This window comes from Nocardioides caldifontis, from assembly GCF_008087345.1.
Lineage (GTDB): Bacteria > Actinomycetota > Actinomycetes > Propionibacteriales > Nocardioidaceae > Marmoricola_A > Marmoricola_A caldifontis.
The window spans coordinates 211,076-231,712 of the sequence record NZ_VHIB01000011.1; the positions used below are offsets into that span (position 1 = coordinate 211,076).

Below are 20,637 nucleotides of genomic sequence, written 5' to 3' on the forward strand. Positions count from 1 at the left end.
TCCCAGATCGGCACCGCGGCTACTAGGTCGCTTACACACACAGAGCCCGTGACCGCAGTTCAGGACCCGGGGGACCCTTCCCTCGGGGTGGGTCCCGAGAGAACCGCTGGACTTGGTCGTTGTCTCCCTCTAGCCAAAACCGCTGGCTCCGAGGATGGCGTCACGCCCCTCCACAGCGTCACCAGGGCCGTAGATAGCGGCGATCGGCGGGCGCTTCTCGTGGCCCTGCGCGACAAGCTCTGGGCCGCCTTCCACGACGAGCGGACCCAACCGCGCGACCTCTCGCCCCTCACCCTCCGCCTCAAGGAGATCCAGGCCGAGATCGAGTCGCTAGACCTGCGCGAAGCGTCGGAGCCCAAGGCCCTCGACGACGAGCCCTTCGACCCGGAGGCCATCTGATGAGCAACGACCCGCTCGAGGCGCTCAGCCACTACCCCGAGCCGATCCTCGACCAGCTCCACCGCATCGCCCGACTCGCCGCCGGCATGAGCGCGACCGAGAAGGCCGAGGCACGGCGGTTCTTCGCCGCTCTCGTCCTCGAGTGGGCGGTCGCAGGACCAGATGACCAGATCCCGGCGGCCGAGATGGTCGGCGCGCTGGGCCAGATCGTGACCACGGCCGATGCGTTGGCCGCAACCAGGAAGGTGGCATGACATGGGAGTGCGCAGCGAAGCTGTCCGCCTCAGCTTGCAGGACGATTTCAGCAGCGGCATGGCGAAGGCAGCAGCCGCCGCCGCGCTCCTCAACCGCGAGCTGAGCAGCCTGTCCGGTCAGTCGGTGCGCGTGGCGCGGTCGACGCAGAACATCGCCCGGGACACCGACACGATCGCCCGTTCGGCGAACACCGCTGACCGGAGCATCAACCAGCTCACGGGCCGGCTCCGCTTCATGGCGCAGGCCGCGGCCGCGCTCGGGCCCGGGCTCCTGCCGATCGGCGCGGTTGGGATCCCGGCGGTGACCGGGCTCGCCAACCAGCTCGGTGTCGCCGCTCTGGCGGGCGGTTCCCTCGTCCTGGCCTTCCAGGGCGTCGGGGACGCGCTCGAGGCGGTCAACGAGGCGTCGATCAACCCGACGGCCGAGAACCTCGAGAAGGCGCGAGAGGCCATGCAGCAGCTCTCCCCGGCCGCGCAGGATCTCGTGACCCGCCTGCAGGAGCTCCGCCCCGCGATGCAGGCGCTCCGCGACGCCTCGGCAGAGGGCGCGTTCCCCGGGATCATCGCGATGTTCGACTCCCTCGAGACGCGCGGCGACGAAGTCACGGCGATCTTCCACAACATCGCCTCCGCGGCCGGCGAGCTCGCAGCCGATGCGGGCGCCGACCTCGCTTCCGAGCGCTGGACGGAGTTCTTCGAGTTCCTCGCGACCGAGGCGCCCCGCACGCTCACCGCGCTCGGTCAGACGATCGGGAACCTCACCCACGGGCTCGCCGAGTTGTGGATGGCCTTCACGCCGCTCAACAACGACTTCTCCAACTGGATGCTCGACGCCTCCCGCAGCTTCGACCAGTGGGCGGCCGGCCTCTCGCAGACCGAGGGCTTCCAGGAGTTCGTCGACTACGTCCGCGAGACGGGGCCGCAGGTGGCCGAGACGTTCGCGTCGATCGCCAACGCCTTCGTCCAGATCGGACAGGCGGCCGCCCCTCTTGGCGGCCCCGTGCTCGCCGGGCTCGAGGCGATCGCCAACGTTGTCGCCACGATCGCCGACTCCGACCTCGGCGGCCCGATCATGGCCGGTGTCCTGGCGTGGGGCGTGCTGACCCGGGCCGTGGAGTCCTACAAGGCGGTTGCCGCCTCAGCCTTCGGGCAGAAGATGACCGGCGCGATCTCCGGTCTGACCGAGGTGACCTCGGCGCAGGACCGGGCCCGGCAGTCCGCGACGGCGCTCACAACCTCCGCGAACAACGCGAGCCGCGCGCTCTCGGGCATCGGGGCCGGGCTCGCGATCTTCGGCGCCATCGAGGGGATCAGCCTCCTCGACGCCGCGATCGACAATCTCGGCAACACCGACCTCGACGCCTCGCAGCTCGGGCGCAGCCTCGACGCCCTGGCGGCCGGGGAGGTGGTCGGCACGATCCGAGACACCTGGGGCGATGGCCTCGAGGGGCTGAACAGGGACCTCGACGACCTCGACAACAACATCACGAGGATCACCGACGCCCCGGGCAGCGTGATCGACAAGGTGTTCGGCTCTGACCTGACCGCCACGACCGAGGCCAAGCAGCGCCTAGAGCAGCTCGACGAGGCTCTCGCCGGCCTCGTGGAGTCGGGACGAGGCGCGCAGGCAGCGGCAATCTTCGACGAGCTGGTTGCCGCGGCCCAGCGCGGCGGCAACAGCGCAAGCCAGCTCAGCGGCTACCTCAAGCAGTACCAGATCGCTCTCGACAACGCGGGGGACTCGACGAGCAACGTCAACGTCTCCTCGGCCAACGCCGTCGAGGGGATGATGGAGGTCAGCTCGGCCGCCCAGCGGGCCGCCGACCGGGTGGCGGCATTCAGCGACGCCATGAACCAGCTCAATGGGTTCTTCGACAAGCGCGCGGCGATCCGCAACTACGAGGCCGCGCTCGACGAGTTCCGCAAGGGGCTCAACCAGACCGGGCGCTCGTTCGACGTCAACACCGAGAAGGGCCGCGCCAATCAGGAGCGACTCGACGCCATCGGACAGTCGGCGATCCAGGTAGCCCAGAACCTGACGGGCATCCGGCGGGCTCGGTTCGTCGACAACGTCGTCGGCCAACTCCAGCAGATGGCGGGCGAGCTGAACGGGCCGGCCAAGCAGGCGGTCCTCGACGTCATCCGCGAGCTCAAGAACCTGGGCAACCAGAAGCCCAAGCCGAAGGTGGAGGTGCAGGGCAAGGAGGCGGCTATCAACGCCGCCAACTCGGTCAAGAGCGCACTACAGGCGCTCGACGGTTTCCTTGCCACGGCTCGCATCGTGACGATCCGCGAGACGCGCCACGTCACCAGCGGCTCGCCGAACGCGGCACCCGTCGGCGGGCCGGTCTATACCGACGCCGACGGCGGCATCCACTCCTACGGTCGCGCCTTCGCTGACGGCGGGTTCGGCATGGATGGCCGCTACTACCCGCGCGTCCCTCAGATCGTCAGGGGCGGCGCGAACATCCTGTGGGGCGAGCAGGAAACGGGCGAGGAGGCGTACATCAGCCGCAAGCGCGGGATGGAGGAGCGCAACATCGCCATTCTCAACGAAGCCGCCTCGTGGTTCGGGCTCGGCCTCAGTCGCCGCTACGCCAACGGCGGGATCTCCGGCACCTCGACGTCCAACATCGACAACTCGCGCCCCGTGTCGGTGGTCAACAACTTCAACGGGCCGACCTACGACCCCTTCGCCGTCGCTCGCGCGGTCGAGGAGAGGCAGCGTGACGCGGTCGCGCTGATGGGCGTGTGACGGAGTTCCCGATCAGATCGGGATGTCCAAGACACCTCGATGTCCCGATGGTCGACATCGAGCACGAGCGAGCCCCGCGCCGTCGGGGGAGACGACGCGGGGCTCGAGGTGATCTTCTCGCCGAGAAGTACGGGTGGCGTACTTCTCGTTCACGCTCCGGGCATTAGGCCCAGGATCGCCGCGGAGCGCTCCTCCTCGGATACTTCGAGGTAACGCGCCGTCGTCGCCAAGGACTGGTGACGCATCAGTTCCTGCACGACGCGGAGCTGCGTTCCTGAGCGCGCGAGCTGGGTTCCGTACGTGTGACGCATCCGATGGGTCCCACCGCTGATCCCGAGCCGCTGGAATAGGTCGTGCGTGCGCCTGTAGACCGCGTGTGGCCGGATCGGCTCGCCGGGCCGGTAGTACGAGGGGAACCACCATCCGCGGCGGGGGTACTGCTGTGCGAGCTCCCACAGCAGCGGATGGGTGGGGACGGTGGCCAGTAGTCCGCCTTTCCCGACGACGCGGAGGTGCTGCTCGTCAATGTCCTCGCCGCGGATCTTGGCGATCTCGTGGACCCGCAGGCCGGCCAGGAGCCCCAGCATCAGGTAGGCGCGCACGTCGTCGGTGGCCGCCTCAAGTGCCCTTGATGATTCGTCGGGAGTGAGCGGCCTCGGCCGGTCGCGCGGCTGCCGTGGTCGCCGGATCTTGGCGGTGGGGTCGTGATCCATGCGTCCCGTCTCGACCAGCCAGCGGTAGATGTCCCGCAGCGAGGCGGCATAGGTGCACTTCGTCCACCCCGTGTGCTCGTCGAGGTAGGCGGCCAGCGTTTGCGGCGACTGGTCGAACGTGCCCCATGCCGCGAGCCTGTTCCTGGCGACCCGTAGGCGGAAGCGGATGGTTGCAGCGCTCAGACCACGCCCGCGCATCCAGTCGCCGTACGCCTCGACGAGCCCATCCGAGTCAGGTGGGAAGTCGTTCCCACCTGACTCCTCCATGAGTGACGTCACGGCCTGTCCAGCGACCCCAGGAACGCCTCCGCTGCGCCCTGAAAGTCGCCATCTTCGAGCGCCGCGGCCACCTCTGGTGCGTGCTCGGCCGTCGAGATCCGGAGCAGCGTCTGGGCGTCGAGCGGCAGCAACTCCGGGCCGAAGTCGATCCGGTAGGTGACCTTGTCGCTGGTGGTCGACTCCTCGGCGGCCTCGATGATGTCGAGCCGGTAGGCGGCAGTCAGGTAGACCTGCGCGAGCTTGAGCAGCGCGTCGCGCGCCTCAGACAGGGGCAGCTGAGCGGTCACCTGGTCGGCGACGTTGCTGACGTAGAGGTCGACCCGGACGTCGGAGCCGTCCTCGACGATCAGGCTGACGTCGGTGGAGAGCGTCGTCATGATCTGTGTGTTCTCCACCAGTTGCCCGATGTGCTCGCCGGGCTCGGTAGACGTGCGCTTGTGGTCGATGGTGCACCAGTCCGGGCACTCGTCGACGAGGACGAAGTTGGGCTTGCGGATAGTCATGCGTTGCTCCCCTCGGTGGGAGCCGTTGGCCTCGTATCGGACACGAGGCTGAAAGGCAACGGCCCCTCATCTGCTGTTTCCGCAGGTGAGGGGCCGGTTCGTGCTGGTGGGCGATACTGGGTTCGAACCAGTGACCTCTTCGGTGTGAACGAAGCGCGCTACCACTGCGCCAATCGCCCCTGCGCCGGTCGGACCGGCTGCGACGGGTCACATTATGGCACGCAGCCGGAGGGCGTCGTGACCACCCCTCCCGGCCGCATCAGTGGGCGTTATGTCCGATTTCGCCGTGATTTTTTGTGGACTGGCTGTCCACTTTGTCCGTTCGGCGCCCGCTCGCGCGCGACGTGACTAGTCCGACCAGTTCATTCGGCTAGGACTTTCGTCTTTCCCGTGTGCAGCCTCCCGGTGACCGGGCACGATGTGCTCGGTTCAAGAGCCGGGAAAAAAGTCCCGATAAAGATTCTGAACCAGCGTCATAGGGGCACTGGGAGGCCGTCTCTACGACGTCAATGCCAAGGGAGAGGCACAGCACGATGGACTTCAAGACCAACATCCGGCACGGCGCGGCGATCAAGCAGGTCGTCACGCTCGAGCTCGTCGACGCCGCGGGAGGCGTGACGCCGCTCGAGACCGAGCTGGGGTACGACCCCCGCGACCCGTTCGCGGTGTCGGCCACCTTCAACACGATCGCCGGCGACGTGCGCTGGACGTTCGGGCGGGACCTCCTGATCGCCGGGCTCTACGAGCCGACCGGCGACGGCGACGTCCACGTGTGGCCGTGCATGGACAACGAGGGCGAGCCGGTGATCATCATCGAGCTCTGCTCCCCCGACGGTGAGGCGCTCGTCCAGGCGCGCACCGCCGACATCACCGCGTTCGTCGAGCGGATGACCGCCGCGGTCGCCCCGGGCGCCGAGGCGGACTTCATGGACGTCGACGCCGCGATCGCCGCGATCTTCGCCGCCGAGGCCGCCTGAGCGACCTGCAGGCGGGCTGCTCGCAGCCTCACCCTGGCAGTCCGGCGAAGGGGACGGGAGACCCCGCAGCCGGACACCGACCTTCACGGCCGGCGCCCCCTCGAGGGGCGCCGGCCGTCGTCGTGCCCCCTGCGAACCTCGACTAAGGGTCGACGTCCTCCGCCTCGCGACGGCGCCACGTCGCGGCCGCCTCGCGCGTGAGCGGCCCCGGCGCCGGGAGCGCCCGGCCGTCGCAGGAGCTCACCGGCTGCACGTCGCGGGTCGTGCTCGCCAGGAAGAGCTCCTCGGCTTCCGCGAGCACCTCCACCGGCTCGTCCACCTCGCGCACGTCGCACCACTCCACGAGCAGCGCCCGGGTGACGCCCGCCAGGCAGCCGGAGGCCAACGTCGGCGTCCGCAGCTCGCCGTCGACGGCGTAGAAGACGTTCGACCCCGTGCCCTCGCAGAGCACGCCCACCGTGTTCGCGAACAGCGCCTCGCTCCCCCCACGCTCCGCGGCGTAGGCGAGGGCGACCACGTTCTCGGCGTACGACGTGGTCTTGAGCCCGGCCAGCGCACCTCGTTCGTTGCGCGGCCACGGGACCGTGACCACCGCCACGCTCTCCGGCGGCGGTGCCATCGGTGCCGCCGCGACCACGAGGGTGGGCGGCGCGTCGCCGCGGCCGGAGCCCATCGGGGCGACGCCGGCGGTGTAGGTGATCCGCAGCCTGCCCAGTGCCAGCGGCTCCCCCGCGAGCACCGCGTCCACGCCGCGACGCACCTCGTCGAGCGGCGGGTCGGGCAGCCCGAGCCCCCGGGCCGAGCGGCCGAGCCGCTCGAGGTGGCGGGTCAGTGCGAACGGGCGGCCGTCGACGACCTTCACCGCCTCGAAGACCCCGTCCCCCACGGTGAACCCGTGATCGGTGACCGCCACGGCGGGCGCCTGGGGATCCTCCAGCAGCCGGCCGTCAACCCAGGCACGCATGGCGTCACCGTACGACGGACCGCCCTCCGAGCCGCGTCACGGCCCGACGAAACACACCAGGGGCCCCGAATTGGACCTCGTGAGCCGGTGGGCTACAGTTTCCCCCGCACGTCAGCACGGGGCGACCCGCGCTCGGCGTCGCTGGCGGACGTAGCTCAGTTGGTAGAGCGCAACCTTGCCAAGGTTGAGGTCGCGAGTTCGAGCCTCGTCGTCCGCTCGGAGAAGGGTCGCAGTTCCTCCGAGACCTGACCCCTCCTTGGTGGAGTGGCCGAGAGGCGAGGCAACGGACTGCAAATCCGTCTACACGGGTTCAAATCCCGTCTCCACCTCGCAAGTCCCGGGCGATTGGCGCAGTGGTAGCGCGCTTCCTTGACACGGAAGAGGTCACTGGTTCAAACCCAGTATCGCCCACCAGCACGAACCCGAAGGCGGTCCGGTCCAGGACCGTTCCTCTCCCCGCGATGCGTTTGTCGCGACGGCGGCCGCGGGTACTTTTCCGGTGGCCGTCCTCCTGCATCCGAGCACGACCAACGGGGGTATGCAGGATGGCGACTCCTCGAGCCCACGCCGGCGCCCCTCCGCCCGACGTGGGCTCGCCCGTTGTCCGCCCATGTTCGGTAAAGGTTTCGCGAGGCTGCGCATCACTCGGGGCCCGGGCGGTCACACTGGGTGACGAGGTGGGGATGACGTCCGCCGTGCCGGGACGCGCCTCAGGGGTGGGGCCGCTTCGGCGTTACCTCCAGGCGGACATGCGCGCCCCTCACACGGCCCCGCTCGCGCGGCGCGCGAACCGAGTGCGAGCGGGGCCGTGCTCCTGCCGTCGACACGCGGCCCGGGTTGCGCCCCGGCGGTGGTTCCCCGCTAGCCTTCCCTGCGGGGAGTCACGCAGCTTCCGGACGGCTTCGAGCTCGAGCCGTCCAGCCCGCGGCTGGGAGGCCAGGGCACCCGCGTGGCTTCGCGAGGACCCGGGACGGCGTGTGCGGCCTCCCGGGTCGTCGCACGTCCGGGCGCGGTGGCCGGGCGCGGCCCCAGGACAGGGGAAGAGCCCCGTCCTGGGTTGGGGGTGCCCTGGACGAGGCTCTCGAGCCGACACGATGGAGTCAGCCCCGGTGCGCTTCGCCGACCACACCTAGGACAGTGGTCGTGGAGCGCCGGGCCAAGCCGGGTGGGGTGGTGCCTGGCCGTCGCGGACTACTGAAGCAGCCGGCAGACGGCCGCGGGCGAGAAGCCGAAGATCGCCCCCGGGTGGTCCAGACCGGAGCGTGACGAGAAGGCGCGATCCCGCTCGCGCTGGGTGTGCGCGCCGCGCGAGCGGGATCGCGTGGGGGGCGCGCGGACTTCACCTGGGAGGCACGTTGGACCGCCCACCCCATAGGCGGCCCCCAACGTGGATGAAGCTTCCCCCGACCCCACGGCTACTTTGCTGGACGGAGGAACGGTTTGTCCAAGCCGTGGCGGCGGTCTTTACATGGCGGGACCCAGGTGGTGACGTTGGTCCCCTCCGGAGCGGGCCGGGACCTCCGGCTGCGGCGGCGCCACCCATGACCTTGGTCCCGACAATCCGGGAGCACTGTGATCCAGCACACCACCCGGAGGCGGCCCTCGGCAAGAGTCGGGGCGCGGCCGCCGTCGGGGCCGCATGGTGGCCGCCGCGCGCGGGTACGCAACCCCCGACGTGGCGCCGACCGAGGAGTGACCCTGTGTTCCTGTTCTTCAGCAACCGGCTGGGCTGCCTGGGGAGCCTCCTGGTGTCCGTCGTCCTGACGGTCGTGCTGCTGCTGATCTTCCTCTAGCCGGCGGGAGCGGCGCCGCTCACTCGTCCTCGGCGGTGACTTCGCCGTGGGTCCCCGGCCGGGGTGCCCAGGGCAGCTCCTGGGCCGGGCGCACGACGATCAGCCGGTCGCCCCGGGCGAGCTGGGTGACCCCGGGCTCGAAGTAGCGGTGCACCTGGTTGTCCCGCACCACCGCGATCACCTGGTCGGGCAGCTGCTGCGGCTGCTTGCCGACCTCGGGCACCAGCAGCTCGCGCTCGGCGACCTCGAGCCCCTCGCCGTAGCTGAGCAGGTCCTCCATCACCGACCCCAGGGCCGGGCTGACCGCCGAGAGGCCGAGCAGCCGGCCGACCGCGTCGGAGGAGGTCACCACGGCGTCCGCGCCGCTCTGCCGCACCAGCGACACGTTGTCGCCCTCGCGGACCGCGGCGACGATGTAGGCGTCGCGGTTGACCTGGCGCGCGTTGAGCACCGACAGCACCGTCGAGTCGTCGCGGTCGGTGGTGATGATCACCTGCCGGGCCCGGCCCACGCCGGCCCGGCGCAGCACGTCACGGCGGGTGGCGTCGCCGACGACGACGGTCAACCCGTTGTTGTTCGCCTCCTGGACCGCCGCGGCGTCCGGGTCGACCACGACGATGTCGTCACGGCTCAGCCCGTTGTTGATCAGCATGTCGATCGCGCTGCGCCCCTTGGTGCCGTAGCCGACCACCACGACGTGCCTGTCCATCTGTCTCCTCCATCGGGCCACCCGGAACATCTCGCGCCCCTGGCTGGCCAGCACCTCGAGCGTCGTGCCGATCAGCAGCACGAGGAATGCGATCCGCAGCGGCGTGATCACGAAGGCGTTGACCAGCCGGGCCGTCTGGGTAACGGGGGTGATGTCGCCGTACCCGGTCGTGCTGAGCGTGACGGTCGTGTAGTAGATCGCGTCGCTGAGGTCGACGACCTCGTCGTAGTTGTCGCGGTAGCTCTCCCGGTCGAGGTAGATGATCGCGACCGTCAGCGAAAGGACCCCCAGCGCCATCAGCAGCCGTCGGGTGAGCGCCCACCAGGGCGACCTGACCACCTGCGGGAACCGAACGGTCCCCAGCGTGGTGGGTCCTTCTGCGTCCGACACGTGGGCAATCTACTGTCCGGCGGCGCCGTGCCGTCCGACCTCGGCCGTCAACGCGCCACGTCGCCGTAGATGAACACCGCCTGCTCGCCGTCGCGCTCGTTGGTGATCGTCACGAACGTGAAGGCGTCGCCGGGACGCGGAACGCTCGACGCGGTCCCCCGGCGCCACTCTCCGCAGAGCATGCCGTCCTCGGCCTCCTCCATCTGCTCGACCGCCTCGCCGGTCAGGCAGAGCTCGTTGTCCGAGACGTCGTAGCTGTCGACCTCCGCGGTCGAGCGGTCGGTGGCGCCGTCCCCGAGCGCGACGCCGACGACGTACCCCGCGAGCAGGCACAACGCGCCGCCGGCCACGGCGAGCGGGGTGGGAAGGGTCACGTTGCCCATCAGCGTCCTCCTCTCCCCCGACGTCTCGATCTCCCGACTCGATCTCCTGACTCGATCTCCTGGTCGAGCATCCCGCCGACGTCGGTCGCGAAACCCCGTCAGGGTGCGACGTCGCGGCGCAGCACGACGGTCTCCTCCTCGTCGATCCGCCCGTCGAGCCCGTCGTCCAGGTCGTCCAGGTCGTCCTCCAGGTCCCTCTCGAGCGCCGGGGCCGCCGCGGTCGTGCGCCGACGCCGGGCACGGCGCGCGCTGCGGCGGAGCCGACGCATCAGCTCGATGCGAGCCAGGGCGACCCCGGCCTCGGGCCAGACCTCGTCGAAGGCCGCGTTGAGCGCCGCTCCGATCAGCACGGCGATCGCCAGGATGTAGAGCCAGATCATCACCGCGATCGGGGTGGCGAGCGGTCCGTAGATCGAGGTCGACTCCCCCGCCGACGCGGTCAGGAACCAGCGGAGCACCGCCGAACCGGTGATCCAGACGAACAGGGTCAGCACCGCCCCGGGGAGGTTGTAGCGCCACGACGTCCGCACCGGGACCGACACGTGGTAGAGCGTCGCGGTGAAGACGACGCAGATCAGCACGACCGCGGGCCAGTAGAGCGCGTTGAGCCCGTCGAGCCGCTCCGGCAACGCCTTGTCCACCAGCCCGGGACCGGCGACGACCAGCGGCAGGGCGACGATGCCGGTGACGAGCCCGAGCACGTACAGGGAGAAGGAGAGGACCCGGGTCTTCACGATCCCGCGGTGGCCACCGAGCCCGTACATGATCGTCACGGTGTCGACGAACACGTTGAGCGCCCTCGACCCCGACCAGAGCGCCAGCACGAACCCGATCGAGATCACGTCGTAGCGAGGCCCGCTGAGCACGTCGTTCATCGTCGGGACGATGATCGTGTCGACGATGTCCTCGGTGAACGCCTGCCGCGCGAGGTCGACCACGTCCTCGCGGAACTCCCCGATGCGCTGGTCGGTGAAGGTCCTGACGACGTAGCCGATCGAGCCGGTCAGCCCGAAGATCAGCGGCGGCAGCGAGAGCAGCGCGAAGAACGCCGCCTCCGCGGCGAGCCCGGTGACGCGGTAGCGCATGCAGGTCCCGACCGTGGACACCACGAGCCGCCAGACCGTCGAGGCGGCGGCGCGGAGGAGGTCGGGACGTCCCCCACCGGGTGCGGGTCCGGCTGCGTCTCGATCGGTCCCGGCAGCCATGCGACTACCGTAACGACATGACCGACGCATCCCGGGTAGCGCCGAATCAGGCGCCGCCGCTGACGCCGTACGACGTCGTGACGACCGACGTGGCGCTGGTCGAGGCCGTCACCCGCCACGCCTCCGCCGAGGTGGCGCGCGGGCTGGCGCCCCTGGGCGAGCTCGCCGGATCGCCCGAGGCCCGCGAGCACGGTCTGCGGGCCAACGAGAACGGCCCGGTGCTGGTCCCCTTCGACCGCTACGGCAACCGCGTCGACGAGGTGCGGTTCCACCCCTCGTGGCACTGGCTGATGGAGCGCGGCGTCGGGTTCGGGCTGGGCGCGGCGCCGTGGACCGCCGACGAGCCGCACGCCCACGTGCGGCGGGCGGCCGGGTTCTTCGCGTGGTCGCAGACCGAGCCGGGCCACGGCTGCCCGCTCTCGATGACGTACGCCGCGGTGCCGGCGCTGCGGGTCGACGACGCGGTCGCGAAGGAGTGGGCCCCGCGGCTGGCGTCCACGGTCTACGACTTCGGGCTCCGCCCGGCGGGCGAGAAGCTCGGCTCGCTGGCCGGCATGGGGATGACCGAGAAGCAGGGCGGCTCCGACGTGCGGGCGAACCTCACGGAGGCGCGGCCGACGGACGTGCACGGGGAGTACACCCTCCACGGCCACAAGTGGTTCACCTCCGCACCGATGAACGACGTCTTCCTGGTGCTCGCCCAGGCACCGGAGGGGCTCACCTGCTTCCTGGTGCCGCGGGTGCTCGCCGACGGGACGCGCAACCGGCTCGACGTCGTGCGGCTGAAGGACAAGCTCGGCAACCGCTCCAACGCCTCCTCCGAGCTGGAGCTGCGCGGCACCTGGGCGCAGCGGCTCGGCGACGAGGGGCGCGGCGTCCGGACGATCATCGAGATGGTCGCGGCGACCCGGCTCGACTGCGTCCTCGGGTCCGCATCGTTGATGCGCAAGGCGCTGTCCGAGGCGTCGTGGCACGTGGCGCACCGCGGCGCGTTCGGCTCCCGGCTGGTCGACAAGCCGCTGATGCAGAACGTGGTGGCCGACCTCGCCGTCGAGTCCGAGGCCGCCACCGCCCTCGCGATGCGGCTGGCCGCGGCGGTGGACGCGGTCGAGGACCCCGACCGGCCGGCGACGGAGCGGGCGCACGAACGGGCGCTGCGCAGGATCGCGCTGCCGCTGGCGAAGTTCTGGGTCTGCAAGCGGACGCCGACGATGGTGGCCGAGGCCCTGGAGTGCCTGGGCGGCAACGGCTACGTGGAGGAGTCCGGGATGCCGCTGCTCTTCCGCGAGTCGCCGCTGAACTCCATCTGGGAGGGGTCGGGCAACGTCAACGCCCTCGACGTGCTCCGGGCGCTGTCCCGGGAGCCCGAGGTCCTCGACGCCTGGATCACCGAGGTGGGCCGGGCGCAGGGCGCCGACCCGCGGCTCGACCGCGCCATCACCACGACCCTGGAGACGCTCGCCGACTCGGTCGCCGCCGAGTCACAGGCACGTCGGCTGGCGGTGCAGATGGCGGTCTGCCTCCAGGGAGCGCTGTTGGTGCAGCACGCGTCGGCCGAGGTCGCGGACGCGTTCTGCGCGTCACGGCTCGGCGGTGAGTACGCCGGGACCCTCGGCACGCTCCCCACCGGGCTCGACCTGCCCGCGATCGTGGCCCGGGCGACCCCGGCGGTCGACCGCGACGGGCGGTTCGACGGCTAGCGGGACAGTGCAGTGCTGAGGTGGTCGCGCACCTCGGCGTAGGCCGCCAGCTCCGCCCGGACCGGGGCGACCACGAGGTCGTCGGCGACCTCCGCCAGCGCGGACCGCAGCCGCTTCTCCGCGGCCCGTGCCCGGGAGCGGGCCACCCACCCGTTGACGACGCGGCCGACCACGGCGAGGGCAATGCCACCGGCGACCCCGACGAGGAGGAGCAGCGTCGGCAGCGGGAGCCCCGAGCTCCGCGGCGTGTCCGGCCTCGGGAGCTGGAGGTACCCCATGACCGCGAGGACGCCCAGCCACACCGCTCCGCCGACGACGGCGAGCGCGAGCAGCAGCTGGAGGAGCCGGGCGACCCGCCACCAGACCGGCGTCCGGGAGGCGCCCAGGTCGGTGCCGACCACCGCGCGGTCGAGGGCGTCGTCGACGTCGGGGAGCCGCGAGACGGAGGCCTCGCGGACCGCCCGGGCCCACGGAGGCGTGAGCGGGGCCCCCACCTGCTCGGCGACCTCGCGCACCGCGCCGTCGACCCGGGCCCGCTGCACGGGCGTCGGCTCGGGCACGGAGGCACGGCCGAGCCCGGTCAGCTCCTTGCCCGCCGGTCCGACGTCGAGGTGGAGCCGGCGCAGCGGGTCGGGGCGGAGCCGGGCGAGCCAGGCGACGAACGGCCAGCCGGTGTGCTGCCCGCCGCGGCGGGCCACCGAGCGCTCCACCGCCCGCACCACCGTCGGCACGGCGGCCGCGTCGGCGAACGCGGTCACGAGCGCACCCCGGTCGGGGTCACGCAGGCGGCGCGGGTCCACGTCGCCGTTGGCCTCCTGCAGCGCGCCCGCCGCCGCGGTGACGTCGGCCGCGAGCCGCGCGGCAGCCGCCTTCTTCTCCCGCACCTTGCGGGCCAGCAGGGCGCGCAGCTCGTCGATGCCGTCGCGGTGCCGGGCCGAGGTGGCGACGACGGGGATCTCCTCGAGCCCGTCCTCGGCGAGCCGCCGGTCGAGGTCGGCGAGCAACCCCTCGCGCTGGTCCGGTGCGACCTCGTCGACGTGGTTGAGCACCACGACCATCACCTCGCGGTGGCCGGCGAGCCGGCGGAGGTAGCGCTCGTGCAGCGCCGCGTCGGCGTACTTCTGAGGGTCGACCACCCAGACCAGCACGTCGACCAGCTCGACCAACCGGTCGACCTCGTGGTGGTGCTCGACCTCGGTGGAGTCGTGGTCGGGCAGGTCGAGGAGCACGAGCCCGTCGAGCTCCGGCGGGCCGTCGACGTGGTGGCGCCGGCGGACGTCCAGCCAGTCGAGGAGCTCGGAGCCGTCGTCGGGCCCGAGCACCGCCCCCGTGGTCACGGAGGTGGTCGGACGGCGGAACCCGACCGACGCCAGCTCGTCGCCGGTCACCGCGTTGAACAACGACGACTTGCCCGAGCCGGTCGCACCGGCCAGCGCCACCACCGTGTGGTCGCCCGACAGCGCGAGCCGTCCCTCCCCACGCCGCGCCACCGCCTCGACCCGGGCGACGAGGTCGTCGTCGAGCCGGCCGCGTGCCGTCTCCGCGGCGGCGCCGAGGGCGGCGAGCCGCTCGGCGACGGTCGGCCGATCCCGGCGCACCAGGCGGCGGGCGCCGTCCACGAGCGAGGTCACGGCTCCCCCTGCAGCCGGGCGACGGTCGCGGCGGCGGAGCGGAGCCGCTCCCCCGCCGCCTCCTCGAGCCCCAGCCCCGCGAGCACCACGAGGTAGCGGTCGGCCTCGGCGGCGTACAGCTCTCCCACGCGTACGTCGAGCTCCTGCCGGGCCCGTTCGGCGAGCCGGCGCACGGCCTGGTCGCCGAAGACCGCCTCGAGCAGCTTCTGCCCGAGCACGGCGCTGCCGCCCGCGATCCCGGCCTCGGCGCCGGTCACGCCGGCGGTGTGGGCGAAGACGACGATCATCAGCGCCACCGAGAGCCCGTTGACCCCGAAGGCGAGGAACCGGGCGGTCGTGCGCTTCTCCGCACCCTCGGTCCGCACCATCTCGAGGACGTCCTTCTGCCAGTCACGGACCGAGCGCTCCGCCGCGCCCCGCAGCTCGCGCGACGCACGCGACAGCGCCACCTCCGGCGGCGTCGAGTCGAGCAACCGCGCGCCCGCCTCCACCGAGGACCACGACCGCCAGGTGCGCTCCGCGGCCGCCTCGGCGTGCTCGAGCAGCAACGACTCCAGCCCGCTCTCGACGGCGACCGCGACCCGTTCCACCTGCGGCGGCCGGCCCCGGAACCACCCCGAGACCCGGTCGCGGACGCGGCCCACCCGGCTCTCCAGGGCGCGCAGCAGCTCGCCGGTGCCGACGAACTCCTGCCACCGCGCGAGCACCTCGCCGCGCAGCAGCGTGCCGTCGGCCGAGGCCTCGGCGACGTCGCGCCGGGCCTCCTCGTAGGCACGGTGCACGTCGGCGCGGAGCCGGGCCACGGTCTCGAGCTGCGCGGCGTGCGCCTCCGCGACCTCTCCGGAGCGCACCACGACGGAGCCGACGGCGCCCTCCAGGGTCTGCCGGACGACCGCCGCGCGGGCCTGGGCGTCCGCCGCCAGCCCGTCGAGCCAGCCGCGGATCTCCGCCACCGCGCTCCCGGGCAGCAGCCCGTCCTGGTCGACCGGCCGCTCCGCGACCGTGAACAGCGGCGAGCCCGGGAGGCCGCGCTCGTCGAGCATCTGCCGGAGGTGGCCGGCCACCTCCTCGCGCGCCCCGAGCGGGATGCGGTCGAGCACCACCGCCACCGCGGCGCTCCGCTCCGCCGCCGCGTGCAGGAAGTCCCACGGCACCTGGTCGGCGTAGCGGGCGGCGGAGGTGACGAAGAGCCACAGGTCGGCCGCGGCGAGCAGCTGGGAGGCGAGCGTCCGGTTGCGGGCCTCCACCGAGTCGATGTCGGGAGCGTCCAGGACGGCGAGCCCGACCGGCACCGAGTCGACCGCGACGAGCTGGAGGGAGCCGGGGTCGCGCGACGCGGTCGAGGTGCGGGCCAGCCCCGGGAGGATCCGCGCGTCGTCGAACCACCCGGCATCGGCGGGGTTGAAGGCCAGCACCGGGGAGCGCGTCGTGGGGCGGAGCACACCGGGCTCGCTGACCCGTCGACGTACGAGCGAGTTCACCAACGTCGACTTGCCCGCGCCGGTGGAGCCGCCGACGACGGCGAGCAGCGGCGCGTCGATCCGGTGCAGCCGCGGCAGCACGTAGTCGTCGAGCTGGCCCAGCAGCTCCGTCCGGGCGGCCCGGGCACGGTCGGCGCCCGGCAGCACCAGGGGGAGCGAGACCGATGCGAGGCGACCCCGCACCTCCTCCAGCGCGTCGACGAGGACGTCGGTCACCGAGACCCCTCCCAGGTCCGGGACCACGGGTCCCCCGCGCTGCGCAGCACGAGCACGTGGGCGCGCAGCGCGGCCAGCCGGGCGGCCATCGGCGCCCCGCGCGCCGCGAAGTCCGGGGGCGCGGTGCCGCGCAGGACCCGGCTGTGCAGCGCGGCGAGCTCGATCGCCTGCTGCTGGTACTCCCGGACCAACCGCTCCGCGGCCGGTCCGCCGGTGAGCGCGGCGTTCGCCCGGGCCTCGCGTCGGCCGGGGAGCCGGGCCAGCCAGTGCACCTCCTGGCGCGGGAGGTAGCCGCGGTCGGCGAGGTCCGCCAGGGCCCGGGCGAGCAGCCGCCCCTCACGCACGCGGAACCAGGCCGCGAGCCCCACCAGGACCAGGAACCCCGGGACCATCGCGAAGAGGTAGGTGAGCACGAAGTACTCACCCTCGTAGAGGAAGGCCGACCCGTTCCAGGCGGCGTGCAGGGCCACGGCGACGACGTACCCCACCACCGGCGCGACCACCCGCACCGCGGGCGAGCGGCTGCTCACCATCAGCCCGACCCCGATGCCGATCGCCGAGGTGAACAGCGGGTGGGCGAACGGGCTGAAGACGCCGCGGAGCACGAACAGGGCAGTCGCCGACTCGAGCCCGCCGGCCCCGAAGTCCGGCCCCCCGGTGTAGGCGCCGGCGAAGTACAGGATGTTCTCGGTGAAGGCGAACCCCACGCCGACCAGCCCGGCGTACACGAGGCCGTCGAGGACGCCGTCGATGACGTGGCGCCGCGACCAGAGGAGCAGCAGCACGAAGAGCCCCTTGCCGGCTTCCTCGGTCACCGGCGCCACGACCACCGCGGACCAGACCGCGTCGCTGCCGTTGAGCAGCTGGTCGGCGCTCTGGAGCACGACGCCCGCGGCGGTGGCGACCAGCGCACCCCACAGCACGGCCACCAGGAGCAGCCGGACCGGCTCGGGCTCGTAGCGGTCGAGCCAGAGGTAGCAGGCGACCAGCGGGCCGACCGGGAGCGCCGCGAGCAGCAGCCCGATCGCCAGCGCGTCGGGTCGCCCCGAGGCGAGCAGCACCAGCGCGACCACACCGGCGCCGACCACGAGCGCCACGGTGACGACGACGGTGAACAGCGCGCCGCGCACGCCGTGCTTGCGCGTCACGGCGGGTGGGACGACGGGGAGCGCGTGGCCGCCGGGGACAGGGCCCGGGCCGTCTCCAGCGGTCCAGGTCATGGCTGCAGGCTATCCGCCGCCGCCGACAACCCTCCCCCGCGACGGTGGCCCCCGTTCCCGCACCGGGTCGTAGGGTGGAGCGGTGAGCGAGAAGCCGATCACCCCCGAGGAGTCGAACACCGCAGGCCACGACCAGGCGGTGCCGCCGGCGTACGCCGAATTCATGCGCACCGGCTGGGGCGACCGCGAGCTGGAGCTGCCCCCGCACCCCGTCGCGCCGTGGGCCGCCGCCCGCCGCCAGCGGCTCGCCGAGCTGCTCCCCGGCGAGCGGCTCGTGGTGCCCGCAGGCACCTTCAAGGTCCGGGCCAACGACACGGACTACCGGTTCCGCCCGGAGACCGCGCACACCCACCTCACCGGCAACCAGACCTCCGACGCGGTGCTGGTGCTCGACCAGGGTGAGGCGGTGCTGTACGCCCGGCCGCGCTCCTCGCGCGACACCGACGAGTTCTTCCGCGACCGCGTCTACGGCGAGCTCTGGGTGGGCCGCCGGCCGTCGCTGCGCGAGATGTCGGACAGCCTCGGCATCGAGTGCCGCCACATCGACGAGCTCGAGGCGACGCTCTCGACCACCGGCAAGACCCGCGTGCTTCGCGGCGTCGACGCCCGGGTCGATGCGCTCGTGGCGCCCGACGAGGCGCGCGACACCGAGCTGGCGACCGTTCTCTCCGAGCTCCGGCTGGTGAAGGACGACTGGGAGCTCGGCCAGCTCCAGGAGGCCTGCGACATCACCACGCTCGGGTTCGAGGACTCGGTGCGCGAGTGGACGCGCGTCCTGGAGCACGGCGAGCGGTGGATCGAGGGCACCTTCTTCCGACGCGCACGCGCGATGGGCAACGACATCGGCTACGACTCGATCGTCGGCGGCGGCAAGCACGCCACGACGCTGCACTGGATCGACAACACCGGGCCGGTGACCCCGGGCGAGCTGCTGCTGCTCGACATGGGGGTGGAGGCGACGACGCTCTACACCGCCGACGTGACGCGGACGATCCCCGTGTCCGGGACGTACACCTCGCTCCAGCGCGACCTGTACTCCCTCGTCCTCGCCGCCCAGACCGCCGGGATCGAGCAGGTGCGCCCGGGTGCGCCGTTCCAGGCTCCCCACCAGGCCGCGATGGCCGTGCTCGCCCACGGGCTCGAGGACCTCGGGCTGCTCCCGGTGTCGGCCGAGGAGGCGCTCTCCCCCGACAGCAAGGTCTACGCCCGCTGGACGTTGCACTCCACCAGCCACATGCTCGGGATGGACGTGCACGACTGCGCCGCCGCACGCACGGAGCTCTACCCGCGCGGCGACCTCGAGGAGGGGATGGTCCTCACCGTGGAGCCCGGGCTCTACTTCCAGGAGGACGACCTGCTCGTCCCCGAGGAGATGCGCGGCATCGGGATCCGGATCGAGGACGACGTCGTGGTCACCGCCGACGGCTCCCGGAACCTGTCGGCGGCCCTGCCCCGCGAGCCGGGCGCCGTCGAGGAGTGGATGGCCTCGCTGCGCGGGTGAGGGCGCGGCTCAGCGGCGTCTGACCGTGAGGCCGCGCCGCCCCGGCGCGTCCACCTCCAGCGCGACCGGCGCCTCGGGGAGGGCGGCCACCTGCTGCCACGCGCCGGGGACCTGCGGCAGCACGAGGTGGCCCAGCCGGGCGGAGAACCGCAGCAGCCAGGGACCGTCCGTGGGCAGCGATGCGGGGTCCAGCGTGACGGTGTGGAGGGCGCCCCCGGCCTGCACCGGGAGCTCGACATCGGCGCCGGCGTCGTCCACGAGCACGCAGCCCAGCGCCATGTCGGGCAGCCGCGCGAAGCGGCCCGAGCGGGGCCGGCCCGCCACCCTCACCATGCCGTCCAGGACGTCTACGCCGACCACGTCGACCCCCCAGCCGAGGTCGCGGGCGCGCAACCGGCGTACGTCCGTGGGCGGCTGCGCGTGCGGCCCGACCACGCTCGGGACCACGGCCCGCACCTCCCCGTCGACGACCTCCGCGTCGAGGCCACCGGGGTGCTCCCGGAGGTGGGTCACCAGCGCGGTCGCGGCGTCACGGTCCCCGTCGAGGACGAGCGAGGCGGTGAGCCGGTGCGCCGCGAGCAGGTGGCACCCGGCGACCACGTCGTGGTCGGCGACCGCTCGGAGCCCGTTGCGGAGCAGCGCCCAGTAGGTGTCGTCGCAGGTCGGCAGCTGCTCGAGGTAGGCCGGCAGGTCGCCGAGCAGACCGTGGGTGCGCCACACCCGCGCGACCTCCGCGTTGCCGGACTCCTCGACCTCGCGCGACGTGAGCACCTTCGTGGCCACCCGGTCCTGCAGGTCGTCCAGCCGCCACCGGCCCTGGGTGATCGAGGTGCCGTCCGGCCGCACCCTCCAGAAGTACGCCGGCCGCTCGAGCACGTCGATCGTGGCGGCCCGGAGGTACGCCGCGGTCATCCCGACCTGGTCCTCGTAGCGCAGCCGTTCGGGGAACCGAAGCCCGGCCCTCTCCCAGAAGCTGCGGCGGAACACCTTGCTGGGCGTGAGGATGTCGCGGGTGACCTCCGGGAACTCCTCCAGCCGGACCCTGGTCCGCCGCTCCCGGTGCACCGCGGCGATCCAGGCCGGCACCGCGGCGTCCGCGAGCCGCATCCCTCGCACGGCGGCACCGGTCGCGAGGTCCGAGCCGCTCTCCTCCAGGGTCGCGACCAGCTCGCCGTAGGCCCCCGGGAGCATCGCGTCGTCGGAGTCCAGGAAGGTGAGGTACGTGCCCGTGGCGTGCGCGGCCCCGAGGTTCCGCGCCCCACCGGGGCCCCGGTGGTCGCAGCGGAGCGCCACCCCGCCGAACCGGCCGCGTGCCGCACGCAGCGCGACCTCGAGGGTGTCGTCGGTCGAGGCGTCGTCGACGAGCACCAGCTCGAGGTCGTCGACGCCCTGGTCGACGAGGCTGTCGAGGCACTCCTCGACGTAGGCGGCGGTGTCGTGGAGGGGCACGACGACGCTCAGCGACGGTCCGCCGGCTCCCGCGAGCGCGGCCCTGAGACTCCGCATCGTCGCTCCCCCCGGCTGCACGGCGACCCTAGCAACCGACGGTGGGTAGCCTCGGTGC

Annotated in this window: 16 protein-coding genes and 4 tRNA genes; 9 read left to right on the forward strand and 11 right to left on the reverse strand. The window is 72.4% G+C overall.

Translation table 11 applies throughout. From position 1 onward, the window contains the following. Nucleotides 1-219 precede the first annotated feature (219 nt). Genes FIP57_RS18230 through FIP57_RS18240 form a run of 3 tightly spaced genes read left to right on the forward strand, consistent with a single transcriptional unit; the run spans nucleotide 220 to nucleotide 3,408 of the window. Entirely contained in the window at nucleotides 220-399 is a 180-nt protein-coding gene (locus tag FIP57_RS18230; protein WP_148574959.1) for a hypothetical protein, read from the forward strand. Beyond that, entirely contained in the window at nucleotides 399-653 is a 255-nt protein-coding gene (locus FIP57_RS18235; protein ID WP_148574960.1) for a hypothetical protein, read from the forward strand. The genes FIP57_RS18230 and FIP57_RS18235 overlap by 1 nt, the downstream gene beginning before the upstream one ends. A 58-nt stretch (nucleotides 654-711) precedes the next feature. Continuing rightward, entirely contained in the window at nucleotides 712-3,408 is a 2,697-nt protein-coding gene (locus FIP57_RS18240; RefSeq protein WP_203231335.1) for a hypothetical protein, read from the forward strand. A gap of 149 nt (nucleotides 3,409-3,557) precedes the next feature. Here the strand turns inward: FIP57_RS18240 and FIP57_RS18245 are convergent, their stop codons facing one another. The 3 genes from FIP57_RS18245 to FIP57_RS18255 all read right to left on the reverse strand — a co-directional run bounded on the left by FIP57_RS18245 (nucleotide 3,558) and on the right by FIP57_RS18255 (nucleotide 5,082). Beyond that, nucleotides 3,558-4,319 (reverse strand): tyrosine-type recombinase/integrase, encoded by a 762-nt coding sequence (locus FIP57_RS18245; RefSeq protein WP_162529859.1) that lies wholly within the window; start codon nucleotides 4,317-4,319, stop codon nucleotides 3,558-3,560. Between the two features lie 77 nt (nucleotides 4,320-4,396). Continuing rightward, the gene (locus FIP57_RS18250) at nucleotides 4,397-4,903 is read right to left on the reverse strand and encodes a hypothetical protein (protein ID WP_148574963.1); all 507 of its coding nucleotides are present in this window, start codon (nucleotides 4,901-4,903) and stop codon (nucleotides 4,397-4,399) included. Between the two features lie 104 nt (nucleotides 4,904-5,007). Next, nucleotides 5,008-5,082: transfer RNA gene (locus FIP57_RS18255), tRNA-Val, on the reverse strand. A gap of 354 nt (nucleotides 5,083-5,436) precedes the next feature. Here FIP57_RS18255 and FIP57_RS18260 point away from each other — a divergent pair. Continuing rightward, on the forward strand, nucleotides 5,437-5,880 hold the full coding sequence (locus tag FIP57_RS18260) for an SsgA family sporulation/cell division regulator (protein WP_162529860.1): 444 nt from the start codon (nucleotides 5,437-5,439) through the stop codon (nucleotides 5,878-5,880). 142 nt (nucleotides 5,881-6,022) lie between these two features. Here FIP57_RS18260 and FIP57_RS18265 read toward each other — a convergent pair whose 3' ends face one another. After that, nucleotides 6,023-6,844: an aminotransferase class IV gene (locus FIP57_RS18265; RefSeq protein ID WP_148574965.1), complete on the reverse strand. Its 822-nt coding sequence runs from the start codon at nucleotides 6,842-6,844 to the stop codon at nucleotides 6,023-6,025. A gap of 144 nt (nucleotides 6,845-6,988) precedes the next feature. Between FIP57_RS18265 and FIP57_RS18270 the strand changes: the two genes are divergently transcribed. From FIP57_RS18270 to FIP57_RS18280, 3 genes are all read left to right on the forward strand, one after another. Continuing rightward, nucleotides 6,989-7,061, forward strand: a tRNA-Gly gene (locus FIP57_RS18270). Nucleotides 7,062-7,102: 41 nt separating this feature from the next. Then, nucleotides 7,103-7,173 (forward strand) — tRNA-Cys (locus FIP57_RS18275). A 10-nt stretch (nucleotides 7,174-7,183) separates the two neighbouring features. After that, nucleotides 7,184-7,258: transfer RNA gene (locus FIP57_RS18280), tRNA-Val, on the forward strand. Nucleotides 7,259-8,656: 1,398 nt separating this feature from the next. On the opposite strand, the gene FIP57_RS18285 is transcribed toward FIP57_RS18280, so the two are convergent. From FIP57_RS18285 to FIP57_RS18295, 3 genes are all read right to left on the reverse strand, one after another. Beyond that, complete coding sequence (locus tag FIP57_RS18285; protein WP_275266174.1) at nucleotides 8,657-9,736, reverse strand: potassium channel family protein; 1,080 nt, start codon at nucleotides 9,734-9,736, stop codon at nucleotides 8,657-8,659. A 47-nt stretch (nucleotides 9,737-9,783) separates the two neighbouring features. After that, nucleotides 9,784-10,119 carry a hypothetical protein gene (locus FIP57_RS18290; protein WP_148574966.1) on the reverse strand — a complete coding sequence of 112 codons (336 nt, stop codon included), beginning with the start codon at nucleotides 10,117-10,119 and terminating at the stop codon, nucleotides 9,784-9,786. Between the two features lie 98 nt (nucleotides 10,120-10,217). After that, entirely contained in the window at nucleotides 10,218-11,324 is a 1,107-nt protein-coding gene (locus tag FIP57_RS18295) for a YihY/virulence factor BrkB family protein (RefSeq protein ID WP_238993576.1), read from the reverse strand. Between the two features lie 17 nt (nucleotides 11,325-11,341). Between FIP57_RS18295 and FIP57_RS18300 the strand changes: the two genes are divergently transcribed. Continuing rightward, the gene (locus FIP57_RS18300; RefSeq protein ID WP_148574967.1) at nucleotides 11,342-13,024 is read left to right on the forward strand and encodes an acyl-CoA dehydrogenase family protein; all 1,683 of its coding nucleotides are present in this window, start codon (nucleotides 11,342-11,344) and stop codon (nucleotides 13,022-13,024) included. On the opposite strand, the gene FIP57_RS18305 is transcribed toward FIP57_RS18300, so the two are convergent. Genes FIP57_RS18305 through FIP57_RS18315 form a run of 3 tightly spaced genes read right to left on the reverse strand, consistent with a single transcriptional unit; the run spans nucleotide 13,021 to nucleotide 17,572 of the window. Further along, entirely contained in the window at nucleotides 13,021-14,655 is a 1,635-nt protein-coding gene (locus FIP57_RS18305; RefSeq protein ID WP_148574968.1) for a GTPase, read from the reverse strand. The two genes, FIP57_RS18300 and FIP57_RS18305, sit on opposite strands and share 4 nt — an antisense overlap. Beyond that, the gene (locus FIP57_RS18310; RefSeq protein WP_203231336.1) at nucleotides 14,652-16,352 is read right to left on the reverse strand and encodes a GTPase family protein; all 1,701 of its coding nucleotides are present in this window, start codon (nucleotides 16,350-16,352) and stop codon (nucleotides 14,652-14,654) included. Before FIP57_RS18310 ends, FIP57_RS18305 begins: the two co-directional genes overlap by 4 nt. Further along, nucleotides 16,349-17,572 (reverse strand): PrsW family intramembrane metalloprotease, encoded by a 1,224-nt coding sequence (locus FIP57_RS18315; RefSeq protein ID WP_148574969.1) that lies wholly within the window; start codon nucleotides 17,570-17,572, stop codon nucleotides 16,349-16,351. The genes FIP57_RS18310 and FIP57_RS18315 overlap by 4 nt, the downstream gene beginning before the upstream one ends. A gap of 82 nt (nucleotides 17,573-17,654) precedes the next feature. Here FIP57_RS18315 and FIP57_RS18320 point away from each other — a divergent pair, with 82 nt between their 5' ends. Beyond that, nucleotides 17,655-19,073: an aminopeptidase P family protein gene (locus FIP57_RS18320; protein WP_238993577.1), complete on the forward strand. Its 1,419-nt coding sequence runs from the start codon at nucleotides 17,655-17,657 to the stop codon at nucleotides 19,071-19,073. 9 nt (nucleotides 19,074-19,082) lie between these two features. Here the strand turns inward: FIP57_RS18320 and FIP57_RS18325 are convergent, their stop codons facing one another. Next, a complete protein-coding gene (locus FIP57_RS18325) occupies nucleotides 19,083-20,579 on the reverse strand; it encodes a glycosyltransferase family 2 protein (RefSeq protein WP_162529861.1) in 1,497 nt (498 codons plus the stop codon). Between the last annotated feature and the right edge of the window lie 58 nt (nucleotides 20,580-20,637).

Excerpts from the sequence above, each read along its gene's own strand:
- FIP57_RS18265 (WP_148574965.1), bottom strand. The coding sequence starts at position 6,844 with ATGCGTGCCTGGGTTGACGGCCGGCTGCTGGAGGATCCCCAGGCGCCC.
- FIP57_RS18240 (WP_203231335.1), top strand. The coding sequence starts at position 712 with ATGGCGAAGGCAGCAGCCGCCGCCGCGCTCCTCAACCGCGAGCTGAGC.
- FIP57_RS18295 (WP_238993576.1), bottom strand. The coding sequence starts at position 11,324 with ATGGCTGCCGGGACCGATCGAGACGCAGCCGGACCCGCACCCGGTGGG.
- FIP57_RS18325 (WP_162529861.1), bottom strand. The coding sequence starts at position 20,579 with ATGCGGAGTCTCAGGGCCGCGCTCGCGGGAGCCGGCGGACCGTCGCTG.
- FIP57_RS18300 (WP_148574967.1), top strand. The coding sequence starts at position 11,342 with ATGACCGACGCATCCCGGGTAGCGCCGAATCAGGCGCCGCCGCTGACG.
- FIP57_RS18290 (WP_148574966.1), bottom strand. The coding sequence starts at position 10,119 with ATGGGCAACGTGACCCTTCCCACCCCGCTCGCCGTGGCCGGCGGCGCG.
- FIP57_RS18245 (WP_162529859.1), bottom strand. The coding sequence starts at position 4,319 with ATGCGCGGGCGTGGTCTGAGCGCTGCAACCATCCGCTTCCGCCTACGG.
- FIP57_RS18250 (WP_148574963.1), bottom strand. The coding sequence starts at position 4,903 with ATGACTATCCGCAAGCCCAACTTCGTCCTCGTCGACGAGTGCCCGGAC.
- FIP57_RS18260 (WP_162529860.1), top strand. The coding sequence starts at position 5,437 with ATGGACTTCAAGACCAACATCCGGCACGGCGCGGCGATCAAGCAGGTC.
- FIP57_RS18315 (WP_148574969.1), bottom strand. The coding sequence starts at position 17,572 with ATGACCTGGACCGCTGGAGACGGCCCGGGCCCTGTCCCCGGCGGCCAC.
- FIP57_RS18235 (WP_148574960.1), top strand. The coding sequence starts at position 399 with ATGAGCAACGACCCGCTCGAGGCGCTCAGCCACTACCCCGAGCCGATC.